This window comes from Bradyrhizobium sp. HKCCYLRH2015 (assembly GCF_051168215.1).
Taxonomy (GTDB): Bacteria; Pseudomonadota; Alphaproteobacteria; order Rhizobiales; family Xanthobacteraceae; genus Bradyrhizobium.
In genome coordinates, this window is record NZ_JBNPUO010000006.1 from 314,540 (window position 1) to 334,114 (window position 19,575).

General features: G+C 67.1%; 15 protein-coding genes. 4 read left to right on the plus strand and 11 right to left on the minus strand.

Annotated elements, in window-relative coordinates:
- Window positions 1–13: 13 nt before the first annotated feature.
- Both ACQR1H_RS17990 and ACQR1H_RS17995 read right to left on the minus strand, forming a co-directional pair.
- Complete coding sequence (locus tag ACQR1H_RS17990; protein WP_315804459.1) at window positions 14–1,876, minus strand: TRAP transporter large permease; 1,863 nt, start codon at window positions 1,874–1,876, stop codon at window positions 14–16.
- A gap of 254 nt (window positions 1,877–2,130) precedes the next feature.
- A complete protein-coding gene (locus ACQR1H_RS17995) occupies window positions 2,131–3,147 on the minus strand; it encodes a TRAP transporter substrate-binding protein (protein WP_434874146.1) in 1,017 nt (338 codons plus the stop codon).
- A gap of 170 nt (window positions 3,148–3,317) precedes the next feature.
- Between ACQR1H_RS17995 and ACQR1H_RS18000 the strand changes: the two genes are divergently transcribed.
- Both ACQR1H_RS18000 and ACQR1H_RS18005 read left to right on the plus strand, forming a co-directional pair.
- Entirely contained in the window at window positions 3,318–4,328 is a 1,011-nt protein-coding gene (locus tag ACQR1H_RS18000; RefSeq protein WP_315804457.1) for a Zn-dependent oxidoreductase, read from the plus strand.
- A 9-nt stretch (window positions 4,329–4,337) separates the two neighbouring features.
- Window positions 4,338–5,819 carry a mannitol dehydrogenase family protein gene (locus ACQR1H_RS18005; RefSeq protein WP_434907945.1) on the plus strand — a complete coding sequence of 494 codons (1,482 nt, stop codon included), beginning with the start codon at window positions 4,338–4,340 and terminating at the stop codon, window positions 5,817–5,819.
- A 42-nt stretch (window positions 5,820–5,861) separates the two neighbouring features.
- On the opposite strand, the gene ACQR1H_RS18010 is transcribed toward ACQR1H_RS18005, so the two are convergent.
- From ACQR1H_RS18010 to ACQR1H_RS18035, 6 genes are all read right to left on the minus strand, one after another.
- On the minus strand, window positions 5,862–7,277 hold the full coding sequence (locus ACQR1H_RS18010; protein ID WP_434907946.1) for an FAD-binding oxidoreductase: 1,416 nt from the start codon (window positions 7,275–7,277) through the stop codon (window positions 5,862–5,864).
- Between the two features lie 118 nt (window positions 7,278–7,395).
- Window positions 7,396–9,045 (minus strand): ATP-binding cassette domain-containing protein, encoded by a 1,650-nt coding sequence (locus ACQR1H_RS18015; RefSeq protein ID WP_434907999.1) that lies wholly within the window; start codon window positions 9,043–9,045, stop codon window positions 7,396–7,398.
- Between the two features lie 74 nt (window positions 9,046–9,119).
- Window positions 9,120–9,980 (minus strand): ABC transporter permease, encoded by an 861-nt coding sequence (locus ACQR1H_RS18020; RefSeq protein ID WP_434907947.1) that lies wholly within the window; start codon window positions 9,978–9,980, stop codon window positions 9,120–9,122.
- Between the two features lie 2 nt (window positions 9,981–9,982).
- Complete coding sequence (locus tag ACQR1H_RS18025; protein ID WP_316177948.1) at window positions 9,983–11,014, minus strand: ABC transporter permease; 1,032 nt, start codon at window positions 11,012–11,014, stop codon at window positions 9,983–9,985.
- Between the two features lie 18 nt (window positions 11,015–11,032).
- Window positions 11,033–12,652, minus strand: a complete 1,620-nt coding sequence (locus ACQR1H_RS18030) for an ABC transporter substrate-binding protein (RefSeq protein WP_434907948.1) — start codon at window positions 12,650–12,652, stop codon at window positions 11,033–11,035.
- Window positions 12,653–12,776: 124 nt separating this feature from the next.
- Window positions 12,777–14,192, minus strand: a complete 1,416-nt coding sequence (locus ACQR1H_RS18035) for an NAD(P)-binding domain-containing protein (RefSeq protein ID WP_434907949.1) — start codon at window positions 14,190–14,192, stop codon at window positions 12,777–12,779.
- 210 nt (window positions 14,193–14,402) lie between these two features.
- On the opposite strand from ACQR1H_RS18035, the gene ACQR1H_RS18040 reads away from it, so the two are divergent.
- Window positions 14,403–15,299 carry a LysR family transcriptional regulator gene (locus tag ACQR1H_RS18040; RefSeq protein ID WP_434907950.1) on the plus strand — a complete coding sequence of 299 codons (897 nt, stop codon included), beginning with the start codon at window positions 14,403–14,405 and terminating at the stop codon, window positions 15,297–15,299.
- A gap of 1 nt (window position 15,300) precedes the next feature.
- Here the strand turns inward: ACQR1H_RS18040 and ACQR1H_RS18045 are convergent, their stop codons facing one another.
- From ACQR1H_RS18045 to hydA, 3 genes are all read right to left on the minus strand, one after another.
- Complete coding sequence (locus ACQR1H_RS18045; RefSeq protein WP_316177944.1) at window positions 15,301–16,062, minus strand: SDR family oxidoreductase; 762 nt, start codon at window positions 16,060–16,062, stop codon at window positions 15,301–15,303.
- Window position 16,063: 1 nt separating this feature from the next.
- Window positions 16,064–17,035 carry an NAD-dependent epimerase/dehydratase family protein gene (locus ACQR1H_RS18050; RefSeq protein ID WP_315804448.1) on the minus strand — a complete coding sequence of 324 codons (972 nt, stop codon included), beginning with the start codon at window positions 17,033–17,035 and terminating at the stop codon, window positions 16,064–16,066.
- 175 nt (window positions 17,036–17,210) lie between these two features.
- Window positions 17,211–18,680, minus strand: coding sequence for a dihydropyrimidinase (gene hydA, locus ACQR1H_RS18055; RefSeq protein WP_434907951.1), 1,470 nt, complete (start codon window positions 18,678–18,680; stop codon window positions 17,211–17,213).
- 128 nt (window positions 18,681–18,808) lie between these two features.
- Between hydA and ACQR1H_RS18060 the strand changes: the two genes are divergently transcribed.
- Entirely contained in the window at window positions 18,809–19,468 is a 660-nt protein-coding gene (locus tag ACQR1H_RS18060) for an aspartate/glutamate racemase family protein (RefSeq protein WP_434907952.1), read from the plus strand.
- Window positions 19,469–19,575 lie beyond the last annotated feature (107 nt).

Consider the following 19,575-nt stretch of genomic DNA (forward strand, 5'->3'; position numbering starts at 1 on the left):
CAGTCTACCCGATTCACAGGAAGCCGATCGAGATCCACGGCAGGAACACGATTAAGAGCAGCGCAACGACGAGTGCGGCGAGATGCGGCCAGACGTGGCGGATGACCTCATCCGGCGAGGCGCGGCCGATGGCGCAGGCGAGATAGAAGCCGACACCGAAGGGCGGCGTGAACAGGCCGAGGCCCATCGCGAACACTGCGATGATGGCATAGTGCACCTCGTGCACGCCCATCATGCGCGCGATCGGGAACAGCAGCGGCCCGAACAGCACCACCGCCGGCACGCCTTCGAGCACGCTGCCGAGCACGACGAAGGCGAGCGCCGAGATCAGCAGAAAACCCCAGCGGCCGCCCGGCACGGCGACCATGAGGTCGACGAGCTGCTGCGAGAAGCCGGACTGCGTCAGCGCCCAGGCCATGCCGGTCGCAGCCCCCACCACCAGCAGAATCGCGCCGGACAGCGAGGCCGTATCGACCAGGATGGGATACACCCGCTTCCAGTCGAACTGGCGATAGACGAAGATGCCGACCAGCACCGTGTAGATGACGCCGATCGCCGCGACCTCGGTCGCGGTGGCGACGCCCTCGACCACAGCCGAGCGGATCACGATCGGCAGACCGAGACCGGGAATGGAGATCGCAAACAGCCGCAGCCGCGTCTTGGCATCGAAACGCTGCGCGCCGCTCATGTCCTCCTTGCGCGTCTGCAGGAAGACGACGACGGAGAGTGCGATCAGGCCGACCACCGCCGGCAGCAGCCCGCCGGTGAACAGCGCCGCGATCGACACGCCCGTCACCGAGCCCACCGTGATCAGCACGATCGAGGGCGGGATCGTCTCCGACATCACAGCGGAGGCGGACAGCAGCGACACCAGGTCGCCTTCCGAGCTGCCACGCTGCTTCATCTCCGGAAACAGCGCCGGCGCCACCGCCGCCATGTCGGCCGCCTTCGCACCGGAGATACCCGAGACGAGGTACATCGCGCCGAGCAGCACATATTGCAGGCCGCCGCGCAGATGGCCGATGAGCGAAACCAGGAACAGGATCATCGCCCGCGCCAGTCCGGCGATCTCGATCAGCGCGCCGAGCAGCACGAACATCGGCACCGCCAGCAGCACCATATGCGACATGCCCTCGCTGACCCGGCCGGGAACGATCAGGACCGGCACGGTGGTGCTGAAATGCAGATAGGCCACGGTGGCGAGCAGGAAGGTGAAGGCGATCGGCGTGCCGATCACCATGGCGCTGGCGACGAGCACAAAGAAGAAGATGAACAGATTGTAGTTGCCGAGCTCCTCCAGCACAGGCGCGGCGGCATAGAGCGCCCCTGCACCGGCGAGCACGAGCGCCAGAGCGCCGACGATCTGCATGAGGCTCGCCTGCTGGATCAGCCGGTCGACCGCGGTCAGCAGCATCAGCAGCACGCCGACCAGCATCGCGGCCTCGCGATAGCCTTCGCTGATCTCGAGCACGGGCATCTGGCTGATCAGGTGGCTTTCGAGGTGGTGCCAGGACGGCATCACCAGCGCCACCAGGACGGTGCAGACCAGCATCAGGCCGAGCGCATCGGTGCGCGCCCGCCACGCCGGCGACAGATTGCGGACGAAGGCGGTGAGCCGCATGTGCTCGGCGCGTCGCAATGCGACGACGGCGCCGAGCATCGCCAGCCACACGAACAGCACGGTGGCGAGCTCGTCCGACCAGATCAGCGGCGCATTGAAGACGTAGCGCGCGGCGGTCGCCGCGCCGAGCAGAACGAGTTCGGCGATGACGATCGCCGCAGCCAGCGCCTCGACGGCGCGGCCAAGCAGATGATCGAAGCGCGCGAACGCGCCATGCGACGGCACCGAGGTCGTCGCTGTCATGTCAACGGCCATTGCATCCTCCCCGGCTCACACAGGCCGGCCGTATTTTCCACCGATCGCAGCTGAAGTCGAAACTACTCTGGCCTCATGGTTCTCAAGGCGATGCAATTGCATCGCCTGAACGCGTCGCAAGGCCGGCGCTCCTCACCATGAGGGGCAGGATCTCACCGCAAAATCAGCCCTCGTCCTGAGGAGCCTGCCGGAGGCAGGCGTCTCGAAGGACGGCGGCAGACACGCTGTCGACTACGCGGTCTCTCACGCAAGTCTCACAGCTGACCGACGGATTTCTCCAGCAGCCCCCACGCCTCGGTGCCGAACTTGGTCTTCCATTCGGTGTAGAAGCCGGCGGTGCGCAGCGCATCGCGGAACGGCTTGGTGTCGACCTTGTTGAAGGTCACGCCAGCGGCCTGCATTTCCGCCTGCGCCTTGTCGTTGAAGCTCTGGATGTCCTGGCGCTCCTTGACGGCGGCCTCCGACAGCGCCGCGGTGACGGCGTCACGGACGTCGGCAGGCATGACATTCCAGCGCGCTGCATTGGCGAAGATGTAGTGGCCGTCCCAGATATGGCCTGATAGCGCGATGTACTTCTGCACCTCGTAGAGCTTGGCGCTCTGGATCAGCGCCAGCGGATTCTCCTGGCCGTCGACGATGCGGGTCTGCAGGGCCGCATAGAGCTCGCCGAAATTGATCGGCGTCGGCGCCGCGCCGAGCGTCTTGAACAGCGTCACCCACAACGGATTGCCGGGCACGCGGATCTTGAAGCCCTTGAGGTCGTCGGGCGAGGCGATCGGCTTCGCACCGGACGTGATGTTGCGATAGCCGTTGTCGAGGCATTTCGGCAGCACGTGCAGGCCGACCTTGGCGAACTCGCCGCGCACATGGTTGCCGAGATCGCCGTCCATCGCCGACCACACCTGGTCATAGCTCTCGAACGCGAAGGCCACCGCATTGATGCCGCCGATCGGCACCACCGTCTGGTTCACGCCTGACGTCGACATGAAGTCGAGCGCGCCGCTGCGCACCTGCGAGAACATGTCGGGCTCGCTGCCGAGCTGGCTGTTCGGATAGACCTGCAGGTCGACCAGACCATTGCTCTGCTTCTTGATGACCTCCGACGCCTCGATGATGCGGACGACGCCGGGATGGGTGGCGGGGAACGCCGTGCCGTAACGCAGGCGATACTTCGCCGATTGCGCCCGGGCGGGTGCGAACGCCAAGGCCGAGGCTCCCGCGAGCGCGGTGCCGACGAAGCTGCGACGAGACATGGATGTGGGCAAAGACACTGGCAAACCTCCCCTGCCGGCCCGCTGCGGGGCCTTTGTATGTCATTCCTGTATCTCAAGCCTATAAGGGATACCAAATAGGCTTTCAATAGGAAACTTGTATCCAAGTTTTTGGGTTGCTATACGATGGCAGCCTGCGGTCGAGATGGGCGAGAAGGATGGAGGAACGCGTGAAGAGCCTCGTGGTGGAGCGGCCCGGCCGCCTGTCGATCGAAACGCGCCCCGTTCCCGAGCCTTCGACGGGCGAGGTCCGCATCAAGGTCGAGCGCGCCGGCATCTGCGGCTCCGACATCCACATCCTCCACGGCAGCAACCCGTTCGCGCGCTATCCGCGCGTGATCGGCCATGAATTCTTCGGCAGCATCGACAAGCTCGGCGACGGTGTCAGCGCACGGCTCGGCGCCCGCGTGGTGGTCGATCCCGTCGTTGCCTGCGGCCACTGCTACCCCTGCTCGGTCGGCCGCCCCAATGTCTGCGCCCATCTCGCCGTGCTCGGCGTCCACCGCGACGGCGGCTTTTCCGAATATGCCTGCGTGCCGGCGGCCAACGCGCATCTGCTGCCGGACAGCGTCGACGACGACAAGGCGCCGCTGGTCGAGCCGTTCTCGATCGCCGCCAACATTACCGACCACACCCGCGTGTTCGCCTCAGACGTCGCGCTGGTCTACGGCGCCGGGCCGATCGGGCTGACCGTGATCCAGGTGCTCAAGCACGTCTACGGCGTGAAGCAGCTGATCGTCACCGACCGCATCGATGCCCGGCTCGAAGCGGCGCGGCACAACGGCGCCGACCGCGTCATCAACACCGCCAGGACCGCCCTGCCCGAGGCCCTCGCCGCGGCCGATGTGACGCCGACCTTGATTATCGATGCCGCCTGCCATCCCGCCATTCTCGCCGAGGCCATCGAGATCGCCTCGCCTGCCGCACGCATCGGCCTGCTCGGCTTCTCGGCCGAGCCGTCGACGATCGTGCAGCAGAAGGTCACCGCGAAGGAGCTCGCGATCCACGCTTCCAGGCTCAACAGCGGCAAGTTCGCCAAGGTCATCGACTGGTTCGCCAGTGGCGCGCTGCAGCCGGAGCGGCTGATCACCCACCGCTTCGGGCTCGACGCCTACGCGACCGCGTTCGACACCTTCGAGCACAACCAGACCGAATGCTGCAAAGTGCAGCTGATCTTCTGAAGTCCCGGCATGGATCGTCTCAGCCCCGCAACGCTTCCCCGCCTGCCCGCCGGCATCATCAAGCCGGATTACGACCGCGCAGCAATCACAACCGGCATCGTCCATCTCGGCCTCGGCGCGTTCCATCGCGGGCATCAGGCGGTCTACACCGATGCGCTGCTCAAGCACGATCCGCGCTGGGGCATCCTCGGCGTCTCCCTGCGCTCGCCGGACACCCGCGATGCGCTGGCGCCGCAAGACGGGCTCTACAGCGTGACGGCGAGCGACGGCGCCGGCCGGCAGCGCCGCATCATTGGCGCACTCACCGGCCTTGCGGTGGCGCCCGAGGATCCGGCGGCCCTTCTGGCACGCCTCGCCGATCCCGCCATACGCATCCTCTCGACCACCGTCACCGAGAAGGGCTACAGCCACGATCCGTCGACCGGCGCGTTGCGCGTCGACGATCCCGACATCTTGCACGACAGTCTCAACCTCGGCCATCCCCGCAGCACGCTCGCCTTCATCGTCGGCGGCCTGCAACTGCGGCGACAGCGCGGCCTGCCGCCCTACACGGTGCTCGCCTGCGACAACCTTCCGGCCAATGGCCACACCTTGCGCGGTCTGGTGATCGCCTTCGCCGGGCTGGTCGATCGCGATCTCGCCGCATGGATCACGGACAACGTCCGCTTTCCCTCGACGATGGTCGATCGCATCGTGCCTGCCACCACCGATGCCGACCGCGCCGACGTCGGCGCCGCGCTCGGCCTCGATGATGCATGGCCCATCGTCACCGAGCCGTTCAGCCAATGGGTGATCGAGGATGATTTCGCCGGCGCGCGCCCCGCCTGGGACGTCAGCGGCGCACAGTTCGTACGCGACGTCGCCCCATTCGAGCTGATGAAGCTGCGGCTGCTCAACGGCGCGCACTCGACAATCGCCTATCTCGGCTATCTCATGGGCTGCGAGACCGTCGCCGCGGCCATGGCCGAGCCCGAGCTGGCCGGCCTCGTCGAGGACATGATGCGCGAGGAGGTGACGCCGACGCTGCCCGCGCTCGGCGGCTTCGACGTCGCAGCCTATCGCGCCGCGCTGCTGCAGCGCTTCCGCAATCCCGCGCTCAAGCACAAGACCGCGCAGATCGCGATGGACGGCTCGCAGAAGCTGCCGCAGCGTCTGCTCGGCACCATCGGCGACCGCCTCGCCCGCGGCCTTCCCATCACCCGGCTTGCGCTCGCCGTCGCCGGGTGGATCCGCTACGTCAGCGGCACGGACGAGCGCGGCCAGCCGATCGCGCTGCGCGATCCGCTAGCGGCGCAGTTGCGCGCGCTCGCCGACGAGGCCGGCCCGGTCGCCAGCCGGCTCACGCGGGCGCTGCTGTCGCTCACCTCGGTGTTCGGCAGCGAGCTGCCACGAGATCCGCGCTTCGAGCTCGCAATCGAAACGGCCCTGGACGATCTGTTCCAGAAGGGTACCCGTGCCACGGTGGCGGAGACGCGACGGGCCGCCCGCTGAACATCGGCTTGGACGCAGCTCCGGCTCCGGCGGCCGCCGACGTCAGCCGCCTGGCAGCAGCTTGCCGGGATTCATCAGGCCGTGCGGATCGAGCGTACGCTTCAGTTGCCGCATCAGCTCCAGCTCGAGCGGCGGCTTGCACAGCGGCATCTCTGCCGTGCGGAGCTGGCCGATGCCGTGCTCGGCGCTGATCGAGCCGCGGCGGCGGGTGATTTCGTCATGGACCAGGCGGGTGATGCGCGGACCGTACCGATAGAACTCGTCTTCGCTCATGTCGAGCGGGCGCATCAGATTGTAGTGCAGGTTGCCGTCGCCGAGATGGCCGAACACCATCGGACGGATGCCGGTCAGCGCCGCGCCGACCGCAGCGTCCATGACCGTGACGAAATCGGCGATCTCGGCGACGGGCACCGAGATGTCGTGCTTGAGCGCCCTGCCCTCCCGGACCAGAGCCTCGGAGACGCTCTCGCGCACCCGCCAGAACGCCTTGGCCTGGGTGCAGTCCTGGGCGACGACGGCGTCGGAGGCGAGCCCTTCCGTCATCGCGGCGGCCAGCGTGGTTTCGAGCCGTGCGGTCAGCGCGGCTTCCTCGCCGATATCGCTCAGCTCGATCAGGACAGCAGCCTCAGGAAGTGCAGCGAACGGCAGCCGTATATCCGGCATCTGGCGCAGGATCATCTCGAGCGTTGCCGAGGTCAGGAACTCGAATGCGGTGAGGCGATCGCCACAACGCGCGCGCGATAGCCGCAGCAGGTTCAGCGCGGCGGCCGCATCGGCGACCGCGACGAACGCGGTGGCCCGTGCGGTCGGCTGCGGAAACAGCTTCAACACGGCGCCGGTGATGACCCCCAGCGTGCCTTCAGAGCCGATGAAGAGATCGCGCAGCGCATAACCGGTGTTGTCCTTGCGCAAGGCGCGCAGGCCGTCCCAGATGCGGCCATCCGGCAGCACCACTTCGAGCCCCAGCGTCAGCTCGCGCATCACGCCATAGCGCAGCACGGCGACGCCGCCGGCATTCGCGGCGAGATTGCCGCCGACGGTGCAACTGCCCTCCGAGCCGAGGCTGAGCGGAAAGAACAGGCCGGCCTCGCGCGCCGCGTCCTGCACCCTCGCCAGCACGATGCCGGCGTCGACGACGATGGTCTGGCCGACGGGATCCACCGCTCGGATGCGGTTCATCCGCGACAGGGACAGCACGATCGCCCGGCCGCTCGCATCCGGAGTCGCGCCGCCCGACAGGCTGGTGTGTCCGCCCTGCGGCACGACGGCCACGCGGGCGGCGGCACAGGCCTCCATCACGGCCGCGACCCCGTCCGTCGATCCCGGCCGAACCACCGCCAGCGTGGCCCCGTGATATTTGCCGAGCCAGTCGTGCAGATAAGGCGCCTGATCCTCGGCCGCGACGAGAACATGCGCGACACCGACGAGGCGTTGCAGGCGTTCGATCAGCTCGGTCATGACGCGCGCTTCGATGGCTCCAGAGGCTGCACTTGCGATGCGCACAAACTAACAGGACAGTGCCTCGCGTCCCCAATACCGAGTTGTCCGCCACCCATAATCGAATGTTATGGGCTGCTCAGACGGACGCGAAAGCCGCCGGCGGGGCGATATGCGGGACGGCGTCGACCAGCTCGCGCGTGTAGTCGGTCTGCGGATTGGCGAACAGCGCCCGGCTCTCGCCCTGCTCGATGATGAGACCTGTGCGCAGCACGATGGTGCGGTCGCACATCATGCGCACGACGTTGAGATCGTGGCTCACGAACAGGAAGGCGAGATTGTCCTCGCGCCTGAGCTTGTTGAGAAGCTGCAGCACCACGGCCTGCACGGAGACGTCCAGCGCCGCGGTCGGCTCGTCCAGCACCAGCAGCCGCGGCTTGCAGGCAATGGCGCGGGCGATGCCGACGCGCGCCTTCTGCCCGCCGGAGAGCTGATGCGGAAAGCGCGACAACAGCTCGCGCGGCAGGCCGACGCGATCGGCGCATTCCTCGACGCGCTGACGCAGTCTGTCGCCCGAGCGCATGTTCATCAGCCGCAGCAGCGGATGGGCGATGCAGTCGAACGCCGTGTAGCGCGGATTGAGGCTGTCGTTCGGATCCTGGAAGACGATCTGGATGTCCTTGCGCAGCTCGCTCGCGTGAAAGTCGCGAGCCGGAATCTGGCCGATCGCTTGGCCGTCGAACAGGATCTCGCCGGCGCTGGCGTCGATCAGACGGCAGATCATCCGCGAGGTCGTGCTCTTGCCGGAGCCGCTCTCGCCGACGAGACCGACGCTCTCGCCGCCGCGCATCGTCATCGAGAAGTCGGCGACGCCGACCGTACCGTCGTCGAAGCGCTTGCTGACGCCCTTGACGTCGAGCAGCAGCGGCGTGCCGTGCGGCAGCGGCGGCAGCTCCGTCACCGTGACCAGGGGAATTTTTTCGCCGTCCGGCACCAGATCCTCGACACGCGAGGTTGCCGTCGGCGAGGCCGCAACGAGGCGCTTGGTGTAGGGATGCTGCGGCCGGTGGAACAGCGTCAGCGGCGCGGCCTCCTCGACCAGCCTGCCCTGCTCCATCACGACCACGCGCGCGCAATAGCGCGCGGTAAGCCCGAGATCATGCGTGATCAGGATCGTCGCCATGCCGCGCTCGGCGGCGATGTTCGCAAGAAGATCCATGACCACCTTCTGCGTGGTGACGTCGAGGCCGGTGGTCGGCTCGTCCGCGATCAGCAGCGACGGGCTGCAGGAGATCGCGATTGCGATCATCACCCGCTGGCACATGCCGCCGGAGAGTTCGTGCGGATAGGCGCCCATGCGGCGCTCGGGATCGCGGATCTGCACGGCCTTCAGCAGCGACAAGGCCTCCGCATGCGCCTCCTGCCGCGACAGCCGGCGATGGGCGAGGATCGCATCCGCGATCTGCTGGCCGACGGTGCGGATCGGGTTGAGCGCGGCACGCGGATTCTGGAAGATCATCGCCATGGCCGCGCCGTGCAGGCTGCGCAGATCGGCACCGCCGGCCCGGGTGACGTCCTGGCCCTTGAAGCGGATGCAGCCATCGGTGATGCGGCCGGCCTTGTCGAGCAGATGGGTGATGGCAAAGCCGGTCACCGATTTGCCGGAGCCGCTCTCGCCGACGAGACCCAGCATCTCGCCCGGCTGGAGCGACAGCGACACGCCGCGCACCGCCTCGACGAGCCCACGACGGGTCGAGAAGGTCACTTTGAGATTCTCGACCTCGAGCAGCGGCTTGGAAATATCAGGCGCTGTCACGTCCGCATCCTCGGATGCGCCCCAGCTATTTGTGTTCTGACGAGACATCATGTGCGCATCCGGGGATCCAGGATGTCGCGCAGGCCGTCGCCGAGCAGATTGAAGCACAGCACCGCTGTCATCAGCGCGAAGCCGGGAAACGCCACCAGCCACCAGCGCCCGGTGGAGATGAAGCGCGCGCCCTCGGCGACCATGATGCCCCATTCCGGCGTCGGCGGCTTGACGCCGAGGCCGATGAAGGAGAGGCCCGCGGCATTGAGGATCGCCCAGCCGAGATTGAGCGACATCTGCACCGCCATCGCCGGCAGCACGTTCGGCAACAGGAAGCGCAGCACGACAGCAACATGGCTCTCGCCACAGGCACGCGCGGCCTCGACCCAGCCGAGATTGCGGCGGATGTTCACCTCGGCGCGGGCGAAGCGGATGTAGAACGGCAGGTTGATGATCGCGGTCGCGATCACGATGTTCTCGACGCGGTTGCCGAGCGCCGCGACCATCGCCATCGCCAGCACGAACAGCGGAAACGCCATCAGCACGTCGACGAAGCGGCCGACCGCCTTGTCGAGACGGCCGCCGGCATAGCCGCACAGCGCACCGATGACGGAGCCGAGCGCAAAGGACACCGCGACCGCCGTCACCGCGATCGTGAGGTCGAGCCGGCTGGCGACGATCAGGCGGCTGAGCACATCGCGGCCGAGCTGGTCGGTGCCGAACCAGTGCACGGAGCTCGGCGGCTGCAATGCGGCAGAGACCTCGGACGCAACGGGATCGTAAGGCGCCAGCCACGGCGCAAAGACTGCGATCAGCGCCAGCAGCAGCGCGCCGCCAGCCGCGACGGCGGTGACCGGGTTGCCGCGCAGCACGAAGGCCGTGTGGCGCAGGGTTGAGGCGGTCTCTATCGTGCTCATGCTCACGCCACCGTCGCCCTGGGATCGGCGATGCCATAGAGCACATCGACCAGGAGATTGACGATCACGAAGATCGTCGCCATCAGCAGCACGAAGCCCTGTACCGGCGCGTAGTCGGAGACCAGCAGCGCATCGAGCGCGTAGGAGGCGACGCCGGGCCAGGAGAACACCTTCTCCACCAGCACGTTCGCGCCCAGCATGGTCGAGAACACGATGCCGGCGATGGTGATGACGGGAAGGATCGCGTTCCTCAAGGCATAGGTGACGACGATGCGCCACCACGACAGCCCGACCGAGCGCGCGGTGCGGACGAAATCGCTGCCGAGCGAGACCAGCATCGAGGCCCGCGTGATGCGCGCCAGCGGCGCGATCACGAACAACGCCATGGTCAGCGCCGGCAGCATCAGCTGCCGCGCCGCCGCCCACCAGCCCTCGACATCGCCTGCGAGCAGGAAGTCGATGATCAGGAAGCCGGTGCGCGATGGCGGCATCGTGGTGAAGATATCGATCCGCCCTGTCGGATCCGGCGCGAAACCGAGCAGATAATAGAACACGTAGATCAGCAGGAGCCCGGAGACGAAGGTCGGCACGCAGACGCCGAACGAACAAAATAGCCGGACGCCGTGATCGACCAGCGAGCCCGGCCGCAGCGCAGCCAGCACGCCGAGCGGCACCGCCGAGACCAGCGCGATCAGCAGCGCCGTCAAGGTCAGCTCCAGCGAGGCCGGCAGTCGCTCCTTGAGATCCTTGGCGACCGGCTGCCCGGTCATCATCGAGCGGCCGAGATTGCCGCGACCGACATCATAGAGGTAGATCGCGAGCTGATTCGGCAGCGGCTTGTCGAGCCCGAGCTGCCGGCGGATGACCTCGATCTCCTCCTGGCCGGCATTGGGGCCGGAGGCAAAGAACACGGCCGGATCCCCCGGCAGCACGCGCATCAAGAGGAAGGTGAAGACCAGGACACCGAACAGTGCCGGCAGCGACGAGACGAAACGCCGTCCCGCCCGCAGCAATGTTGCGCCGATCGTGCCCATGGTCCTCAGCCGTCCCGGTTACTTGCGGCTCAGGTTACGATAATCGACCTGTCGCGTGAACTGGTAGACATAGCCGTCCACCGTCGGCTGCATCACCGCATCCTGCGCCGCCTGCCAGATCGGGATCTGGAACATCTGGTCGAAATGGATCGCGTTGAGCGCCTTGCCCTGCTCCTCGTATTTCGCCTTGTCGGCCTCGAAGCGCGCCTCCTGCGCGATCTTCTCCAATTCGGCATTATCGGTCGAGGAATAGTTCCAGCGCTGCTTGCCGGTGTAGAAGTTGCGGTAGAAATAGTCCGTCGAGGGCAGCCAGGCGACGATGCCCTCGGTGAAGAACGGCAGCTTCTTCTCGTTGATCGCGGTCGACATCTGCGCGTCCGGCAGCTTCTGGATGTCGACCTTGATGCCGATCTTGCCGAGCTGCTCCTTCACCAGCGCCGCCATCGGCTCGGCGGTCGCGGCCTGGCCGACATTGAAGCTGAAGGTGGTCGAGAAGCCGTCGGGCATGCCGGCGTCCTTCAGATAGGCCTTGGCCTTCTCCAGGTCGAGCTTGATCGGCTGCGGGATCGGATAGCCGCCGCTCGGCGGCTTGCCGTCGGCCCAGGTCGCGCCATAGAGCGGCGCGCCGCGGCTGAACAGCGCGGCCTTGAACATGTCGTCATAAGGCAGCGCATAGGCGATCGCGCGGCGCACATTGACGTTGTCGAACGGCGGAATGGTGTTGTTCATCGAGATGAAGGTCACCGCATTATACTGCGGCGTCGAGATCACCTTCAGCTTGCCCTTGCCCTCCAACGACTGCACGTCGCTGGCCTGCAGGTCGATCACGAGATCGGCGTCTCCGCGCTCGACGAGGTTGGCGCGCGTCGCCGGCTCCGGCACCGACTGGATGATCAGCCGCTTGAACGCCGCCGGCTTGTCCGGGGTTCCGCGGTTCCAGGCCTCGTTGCGCTTGGCGATCACCTGCTCGCCGGGCTTGAAGGTCTCGACGATGTAGGCGCCGCTGCCGGCCGCATTCTCCTTGGTCCAGTTCAACGCCCACGGATCTTCGGCCGTCGCATGCGCCTTGGCGAGCTTGGAGTTGATGATGATCGGATAGACGGTGGCGAGGTTCGGCAGCGCCAGCTTGTCCGGCTTCGGCAAGGTCACTTCGAACGTCAGGGGATCGATGACCTTGAACTGATCGGCCGACGTCAGCGACCCCGTCAGCAATTGCGCCTTGCCGAGGATCGGCGCGGTGACGCAGCGGTCGAGCGACCATTTGACGTCCTCGGCGGTGACCGGCGAGCCGTCCTGGAACTTCGCATCAGGGCGCAGCTTGAAGGTGATCTTCAGACCGTCGGCGCTGACAGAATAGGATTCGGCGAGCTCGCCGGTGATCGTGTCGAGATCGAACACCCACTTACCATTGAGCTGCTTGCGGCCGAACGACACCAGCCGGTCGTAGCTCGACATCGACAGCGCGAAGGCCTCGCGCGTCGAGCCCGGAATGTTCGGATCGAGCGTGTTGACGGTGGCGCCGGTGACGTAGCGCAGAGTCTCGGCGCGGCTCTGCGCATGCACCGACGGCGCAGCCAGCATCACCGCGAGCAACGCGGTCGCCGCGAACAACGAACGTTTGGACATCTCGAAACTCATCGCCCCTGTTCCCTCATTGGTCTCAAAATCCGGCACTGAAATCGCGCGTCGGCGGAGATCCGCGACGCGCTACCATGAGATCGACGCACAAGATCGACGCTCAGCATCGACGCTCAACAGCAAATCACGTGCCACGGCGCACCGTCGCCTGCTTCACATCATAGGCCCGGAAGTTCGCCCAATGCTTGTCGATATCAGCCGTGAACAGCCCACGCGTCAAACCATGCACGAGCTTCGGCACTGCGGTCGTCATTGCGTTGATCGACGATCCCGACGCGCCGAAGCTCATCGTCGAGGCGATGGCGAACACGTGAATGTTGCCGATCCACGGCGTCTCTCCCGCGTTGCGCTCGCACAGCGCATAGTCGTCTGCAAGATAAGGGAAGGCGCCGAGCCGATCGTTGCGTTCGCTCGCATCGGGCGTGTAGCGGTCAGACCAGCGCGCGATGTTGGCCGCGAAGCGCCGCAGCTCCGGCCGCTTTGCGAAGTCCATCGAGATGCCGGTTGCGCTGATCACGAAGTCCGCCGTGATCTCGCCCTTCGCTGTCTGCAGCACGACGCCGTCGGCCGTCTCGCGCGCGCCCGTGACCGGCGCGCCTTCTTGCAGGCGGAACGCCGCGTGGCGGGCGCAGCGATCATAAGTGTGCTGCGGAAAACCTTCGCGCAGTTCCAGGACTGCGCGCATGAAGCGCCAGCGCCAGGCATCGTCGAGCTCGGAGAAGTGCCTGAGAAAGCCGCGGAACGTCAGCCAGCGATAGGGCTGGATCAGCTGGATTTCCGCGCGGCGGCATAGCAGATCGACGCGCGCCGCACCGGCTTCGAGTGCAGCCGCCGCATTGTCGAACGCCGAGGCACCGGCGCCGATCACGGCGACGCGGCGGCCGCGCAGGCTGTCGAAATCGATCTCGGCGCCGGAATGGGCGCCGCGCGTGGCGGGCAGATGGCGCAGCGGCTCCGGAATGCTCCAGTCGCCCATCCCCTCCTGCCCGGTCGCCAGCACGATCTTGCGGGCATGGATCGTCGTCTCACCATCCTTGCTGCGCACGGTCGCCTGCAGCAGTCCGTCAGCGGCGGGTGCGATATCGACGACGTCGCAGCCGTTGCGCACGGGAAGGTCGAGCACCTCGCGATACCAGGCGAGATAGTCTGCCCAATATTCGCGCGGAATCAGATCAAGATTGCGCCAGCTCTCGCCGCCGAACTTCGCCTCGTGCCACGCCTGATAGGTCAGACAAGGTATGTCGAGATCGGGTCCGGTGAAGTCTTTCGGGCTGCGCAGGGTCGGCATGCGCGCATAGCTGAGCCACGGTCCTTCGCGGCCTGCCTCAGCCTTGTCGAGCACGAGAATGTTGCCGACGCGGGAGCGCAGCAGCGCGAAGGCGGTCGCGAGACCCGACTGCCCGCCCCCGACGATCAGCACATCGAACGCAGGTCCGCCATCGGGACCGGTGACAGGCGTCAGCCATGGCATGCTGGGATGCGCGATCCTGGCAAGATCGCTGCGAACCTGGGCCGTCAGCGCGGCAAGACCGCCGCTCATGCCGGCCACCGGATGAAACACGCGCAATCGCGATCGGAACGCTCGCTGTCGCTCACGCTCTCTCCATCAGTCATGTCACCCGGCACGCGAAGCTTAGCAAAGCAGGTCTGGGACCGACCATACCGATTTGTCCGCCGCCCATAACAGCTTGTTATGGGGCGGCAGCCGCGGCTAGAGTCGACAGCCATCCACAGCGAGACAAGAGGTCGCATGCCGCTCAATCTGCGCCAGATCGAGGTGTTCCGCGCGATCATGATGACAGGCTCGATCAGCGGCGCTGCGCGCCTGCTCTCGGTATCGCAGCCCGCGATCAGCCGGCTGCTGGCCTATACCGAGGATGGCCTCAAGCTCAAGCTGTTCGAGCGCATCAGCGGCCGGGTGCAGCCGACGCCGGAGGCCAAGCGGTTGTTCGCCGAGGTCGAGCACGTCCATCGCGGCGTCGCGCGCATCAACGACCTCGCCGACGAACTGCGCGCCGGCGGCACCGGCACCATCCGCGTGGTGGCGAGCCCGAGCGCGGGCCACGGCATGGTGCCGGAGGCACTGTCGCGGCTGCGCGGCCGCTTTCCAGATCTGCGCGTCGAGTTCGAATCGTTGACCCTGCTGGAGATCGTCGGCCGCGTCGGCACAGCCCGCGCCGATCTCGGCATCACTGTGCTGCCGGTCGACGAGCCGACAGTCGCGGTAGAGACGATCGCGGAGGGCGCGCTACACGTGATCATGCCGGCCGACCATGCCCTGACGAGGCTGCGCAGCATCAGGCCGAAGGACATGCTGCCCTATCCGCTGGTCGGCTTCGGCCCGCAGACGCCTTATGGTCACATCGTCACGTCGGCCCTGGCCGGCGGCCCGGAGCCAGCCACGATCGTGCGCTACACGCCCGACGCCTGCGCCATGGTGCGCGCCGGCGCCGGCCTCGCCGTCGTCGACGAGTTCGTGCTGCGCGGCCGCGCCTGGCCCGACCTGATCGCGCGGCCGCTGGCGCCCAAGACGCCGATGCGGGCCTATCTGCTGACGCCTCGGTTCGAGCCGCTGTCGCGCAACGCAGCCGCGCTCGCGGATATTTTGCGAGGGCGGGATCGCAAGCCTGTGGCTACGAAGCGTTGAGTTACGCCGCGAGCCAGCCGCCATCCACCGGCAGCACGATGCCTGTGGTGAACGACGCCTCGTCGCTCGCCAAGAATAACGCGGCGGCGGCGACCTCGTCGGCCGCGCCGAACCGCTTCATGGCATGGCGCTGGCGCGAGGCCTCGCGCACCGGCTCGGGATCGGCGTGGCGCGCGAAGCTCCGACGCAGCAGCGGCGTGTCGATCGCGCCGGGGGCCAGTGCGTTGACGCGGATGCCATCGGTGGCGAAGTCCACCGCCATGGTGCGGGTCAGGCTGATGATCGCGCCCTTGGCGGCGATATAGGCGCTATTGCCCTTGCCGCCGGCGACCGCGAGCTGCGATGCGACGGTGATGATCGAGCCGGCCTTCTGCTTCTGCATGATCGGCACCGCGACCTTGGCCCACAGCCAGGTGCCGCCGACGTTGGCTCGGAACACCGCATCCCAATCCGCCGGATCGGTCGTGACGACGGTGCCGCCACAGGAAAAACCGGCCGCGGTCATCAGCACGTCCAGCCGGCGGCGCGCGGCGGCCACGCTCTCGATGGTTGCCTTGGCAAAGTCGGCGTCGCCGACATCGCCGACATGGACGCTGCCGTCGCCGCCCGCATTGCGCACCAGCGCCAGTGTCTCCTCGGCGCCTGCAGCATCGCGATCGACCAACGCGAGGAACGCACCTTCGCGCGCGAACATCACGGCACTGGCGCGGCCGATGCCGGAGCCGCCGCCGGTGATGACGGCGACCTTGGCCTTGAGCCTCATCTCAGTCTCTCCCGTACTGATCGAACCAGCGGCCGAAATGCTCGGCGGAAGCCGCGCAGTCGAAGCGCGCGCGCCAGCCGAACTCCTCGGCCAGCCGCGTCGTCGACAGCCGGCCGCGATTGGGCGCGAACACCGGCACCGTCGGCGTTTCCCCCTGCTCCTTGAGCCGGCAGGTGAATCCAGCTCGACCGGTCGCGAAGGCGCGGCCCCAGGTTTCGGCTGTGAACGTCGCCGCGTTGGAGATGTTGTAGAGCGCGTGCTGCGGCTTCTCAGCCTCCAACAGCAGACAGACAGCATCCGCGACGTCGACCGCGTAAACCCAGTCCTTGTCGCCCGGCTCGCTCAGCAGCGCAGGCTCGTTGCGCGCGCAGCAGGCGGCGATGAGCGCCTGCGGCGAGGGCGTGTCGCGCACGCCGCCGCCGCGCTCGAACGGGCCGAACACGGCGGACAGGCGCACGCTGATGACATCCGTCTTCCACAGATCGCTCAGCCGCGCGGCGACGCGCTCGGAGGCGAACTTGCTGATCGCATAGAGCGACACCGGCTCGCACGGCGTCGTCTCCTCCAGCACGGCAAAGCGCTGACCGCTCGCGCCATAGGACGCCGCCGAGGACAGGTTGATGACCCGGCGGATGCCGCTGCCGCGCGCCGCCCGCAGGATCGGCACCTGCGCCAGCAGATTGACCGCGAGGATGCGCTCGGGGTCGGCTGCATCGCGCTCGGCGCCCGCGGTGATCGCGGCGCCCATCACGACGGCATCGCAGCCATTGCCGATCGCGGCCGCCACAGCGCTCGCATCGGTGACGTCGCCCTGCACCAGGTGCAGACGCTCGCGATAGGGTTCAAACGCACGCTGCGCCGCCGCGGGCAGACCTGTTGCGTCGAAGATCGTCACGGCATGGCCGCGCTCCAGCAGGCCTTGCGCGATGTTGAGGCCGACGAAGCCGGCCCCGCCGAAGATCAGGACATGCATGCGAAAGACGCCTCCCCGAGGGCCTCATGGTTCGAGACGGCTGCTGACGCAGCCTCCTCACCATGAGGGGACACGGCTCGCGCGCCGCGAACCTCGCCCTCGCTCCTCATGCTGAGGAGGGCGCGTAGAGCCCGTCTCGAAGCACGAGGCCACCGGCCGACGTGTGCTCGCGCCCTCACAGCAGCGTCGCCCCGAAATTCTGCTCCGGGTCCATGTCCGCCACCAGTCGTCCCGTCGGCTTCGCCGCCTCGCCGCCGCTGCGAGCGAGGAACTGGCCCGAGCCGGGCTGCACCGACAGCTTGCCGTCATCGACGATGACGCGGCCGCGCGACAGCACGGTCACCGGCCAGCCCTGCACGCTGCGGCCGGCGAACGGCGTGTAGCCGGCAAGGTCGTGCATCGCGGCATCGGTGATCGTCACGCGCTTGTCGGGATCCCACAGCGCGATATCGGCATCGGCCCCGATCGCGATCGCCCCCTTGCGCGGATGCAGATTGTAAATCTTCGCCGGCGCCGTCGCCGTCAGCTCGACGAACTTGTTGAGGCCGAGCCGGCCCTTCGACACCATCGCGTCGAACAGCAGCGGCAGCCGCAGCTCGAGGCCCGGCAGGCCGTTGGCGATCTGCTTGAAGTTGGGGTTGGGACCGGCGCGCAGCTTGCCGGTCTCGTCAAACCGATACGGCGCGTGATCGGAGGAGACGGTCTGCAAATCGCCGAGCGCCAGCGCCTGCCACAGCGCCTCCTGGTCGGGCGCGCGGCGCGGCGGCGGGCTGCACATCCACTTGGCGCCATCGATGCCGGGCTTGTCGAGATCATCAGCCGTCATGAACAGATATTGCGGACAGGTTTCCGCGAACACCTTCAGCCCCTGCCCGCGCGCGTCGCGGATCACCTTGGCGCCTTCCGCGGTCGAGACGTGGAAGATCATGATCGGCTGATCGACCAGCGCCGCCATGCCGATCAGGCGGTTGAACGCCTCGGCCTCGGAAAAGCGCGCATGGCTGATGGCGTGATATTTCGGCGCGGTGTAGCCGCGTGCCAGCAGCCGCTTCACCATCCACGAAATGATGCCGTGATTCTCGGCGTGCGCGCACAGCATCGCGCCGCCCTCGCGCGCGGCGACGAGAATGTCGAGCAGCGGCTCGTCGTCGATCTTGAGCCGGTCATAGGTCATGAAGATCTTGATCGAACCGTGCCCTTGCCGGATCAGCGCCGGCAGGTCGCGCTCCAAGGTCTCCTTGGTCGGATCGGCAATGATCATGTGGAACGCGTAGTCGATCACCGCACCCTTGCGCGCCAGCGCGTGGTAGTCCTCGAGCACCTGCGGCAGCTGCATACCGACATGCTGCGCGGCGAACGAGATCACGCTGGTGGTGCCGCCGAACGCCGCCGATGTGGTCGCGCTTTCGAAAGTGTCGGCGTTGACGATGCCGGCGGCCGAGAGCTGCTCGATATGGCAATGGCTGTCGACACCGCCGGGCAGCACGTATTTGCCGCGCGCGTCGATCTCGCGCCTGGCCAGCCCGAGGCCGCGACCGATCGCCGCGATGGTCTCGCCGGAGATGGCGACATCGGCCTCGAACGTATCGGTGGTGGTGGCGACGCGCCCGCCCCGGATGATCAGGTCATAGGCCGGCTCGGTCATCGCGATCTCCTAGTTCTGCCAGATGGAACGCCGTGGACGCGAGATGGCCGCATCGGCCCCATTGCGTCAGCCGTGGCATAGTGATTGCCTGTCACGCGCCGTCAACACTGAAGAAGCAGGTAGCTCCCATGTCCCGCCCGCGCATCACCGTGATCAACCCGAACTCCAACCAGGTGGTGACCGACGGCCTGGCGGCGGCGCTCAAGCCGCTGATGTTCACTGACGGACCGGAGATCGTCTGCGAGACGCTGAAGGAAGGCCCCTACGGCGTGGAGAGCCAGAAGGATGCCGACAGCGTCGCCCTGCCGCTGCGGCGTTTCGTCGAGGGCGACAACGCCTCCAGCGCCTTCGTGATCGCCTGCTACAGCGACCCTGGGCTGCATGTCTGCCGCGAGGCCACGGCACGGCCGGTGCTCGGCATCGCCGAATGCGGCGTCCTCACCGCGCTGACCCGCGCCGATACGTTCGGCGTGCTCGCCATCGCGCAGCGCTCGATCCGCCGCCACATCCGCTATCTCCGCCAGATGGGGCTGATGGACCGCCTCGCCGCCGAGCGTCCGCTCGACATGACGGTTGCCGAGACGGCATCTGGTGAAGGCACCTTGGCGAAGATGATCGCGGTCGGCCGCGCGCTGAAGGAGGAGGACGGCGCCGGCGCCATCGTGATGGGCTGCGCCGGCATGGCGCGACATCGCAAGAACCTGGAGGACGCGCTGGGCATCCCGGTGATCGATCCGACCCAGGCTGCGGTGACCATGGCTCTGGGCGCGGTGGCGTTTGCCAGCTGAGCGCATTGTTTGGTGGCAACACTCGCGCGGCGACCTCGGTGCACCTCGCCCGGCTTGCGGGGAGAGGTCGGATTGCATCGTCAGATGCAATCCGGGTGAGGGGGACT

Bases quoted from the DNA above. Each gene is read 5' to 3' on its own strand.
- ACQR1H_RS17990 (WP_315804459.1), bottom strand. From the start codon at position 1,876: ATGGCCGTTGACATGACAGCGACGACCTCGGTGCCGTCGCATGGCGCG.
- ACQR1H_RS18005 (WP_434907945.1), top strand. From the start codon at position 4,338: ATGGATCGTCTCAGCCCCGCAACGCTTCCCCGCCTGCCCGCCGGCATC.
- ACQR1H_RS18010 (WP_434907946.1), bottom strand. From the start codon at position 7,277: ATGACCGAGCTGATCGAACGCCTGCAACGCCTCGTCGGTGTCGCGCAT.
- ACQR1H_RS18020 (WP_434907947.1), bottom strand. From the start codon at position 9,980: ATGAGCACGATAGAGACCGCCTCAACCCTGCGCCACACGGCCTTCGTG.
- ACQR1H_RS18025 (WP_316177948.1), bottom strand. From the start codon at position 11,014: ATGGGCACGATCGGCGCAACATTGCTGCGGGCGGGACGGCGTTTCGTC.
- ACQR1H_RS18030 (WP_434907948.1), bottom strand. From the start codon at position 12,652: ATGAGTTTCGAGATGTCCAAACGTTCGTTGTTCGCGGCGACCGCGTTG.
- ACQR1H_RS18035 (WP_434907949.1), bottom strand. From the start codon at position 14,192: ATGAGCGGCGGTCTTGCCGCGCTGACGGCCCAGGTTCGCAGCGATCTT.
- ACQR1H_RS18040 (WP_434907950.1), top strand. From the start codon at position 14,403: ATGCCGCTCAATCTGCGCCAGATCGAGGTGTTCCGCGCGATCATGATG.
- ACQR1H_RS18045 (WP_316177944.1), bottom strand. From the start codon at position 16,062: ATGAGGCTCAAGGCCAAGGTCGCCGTCATCACCGGCGGCGGCTCCGGC.
- ACQR1H_RS18050 (WP_315804448.1), bottom strand. From the start codon at position 17,035: ATGCATGTCCTGATCTTCGGCGGGGCCGGCTTCGTCGGCCTCAACATC.
- hydA (WP_434907951.1), bottom strand. From the start codon at position 18,680: ATGACCGAGCCGGCCTATGACCTGATCATCCGGGGCGGGCGCGTCGCC.
- ACQR1H_RS18060 (WP_434907952.1), top strand. From the start codon at position 18,809: ATGTCCCGCCCGCGCATCACCGTGATCAACCCGAACTCCAACCAGGTG.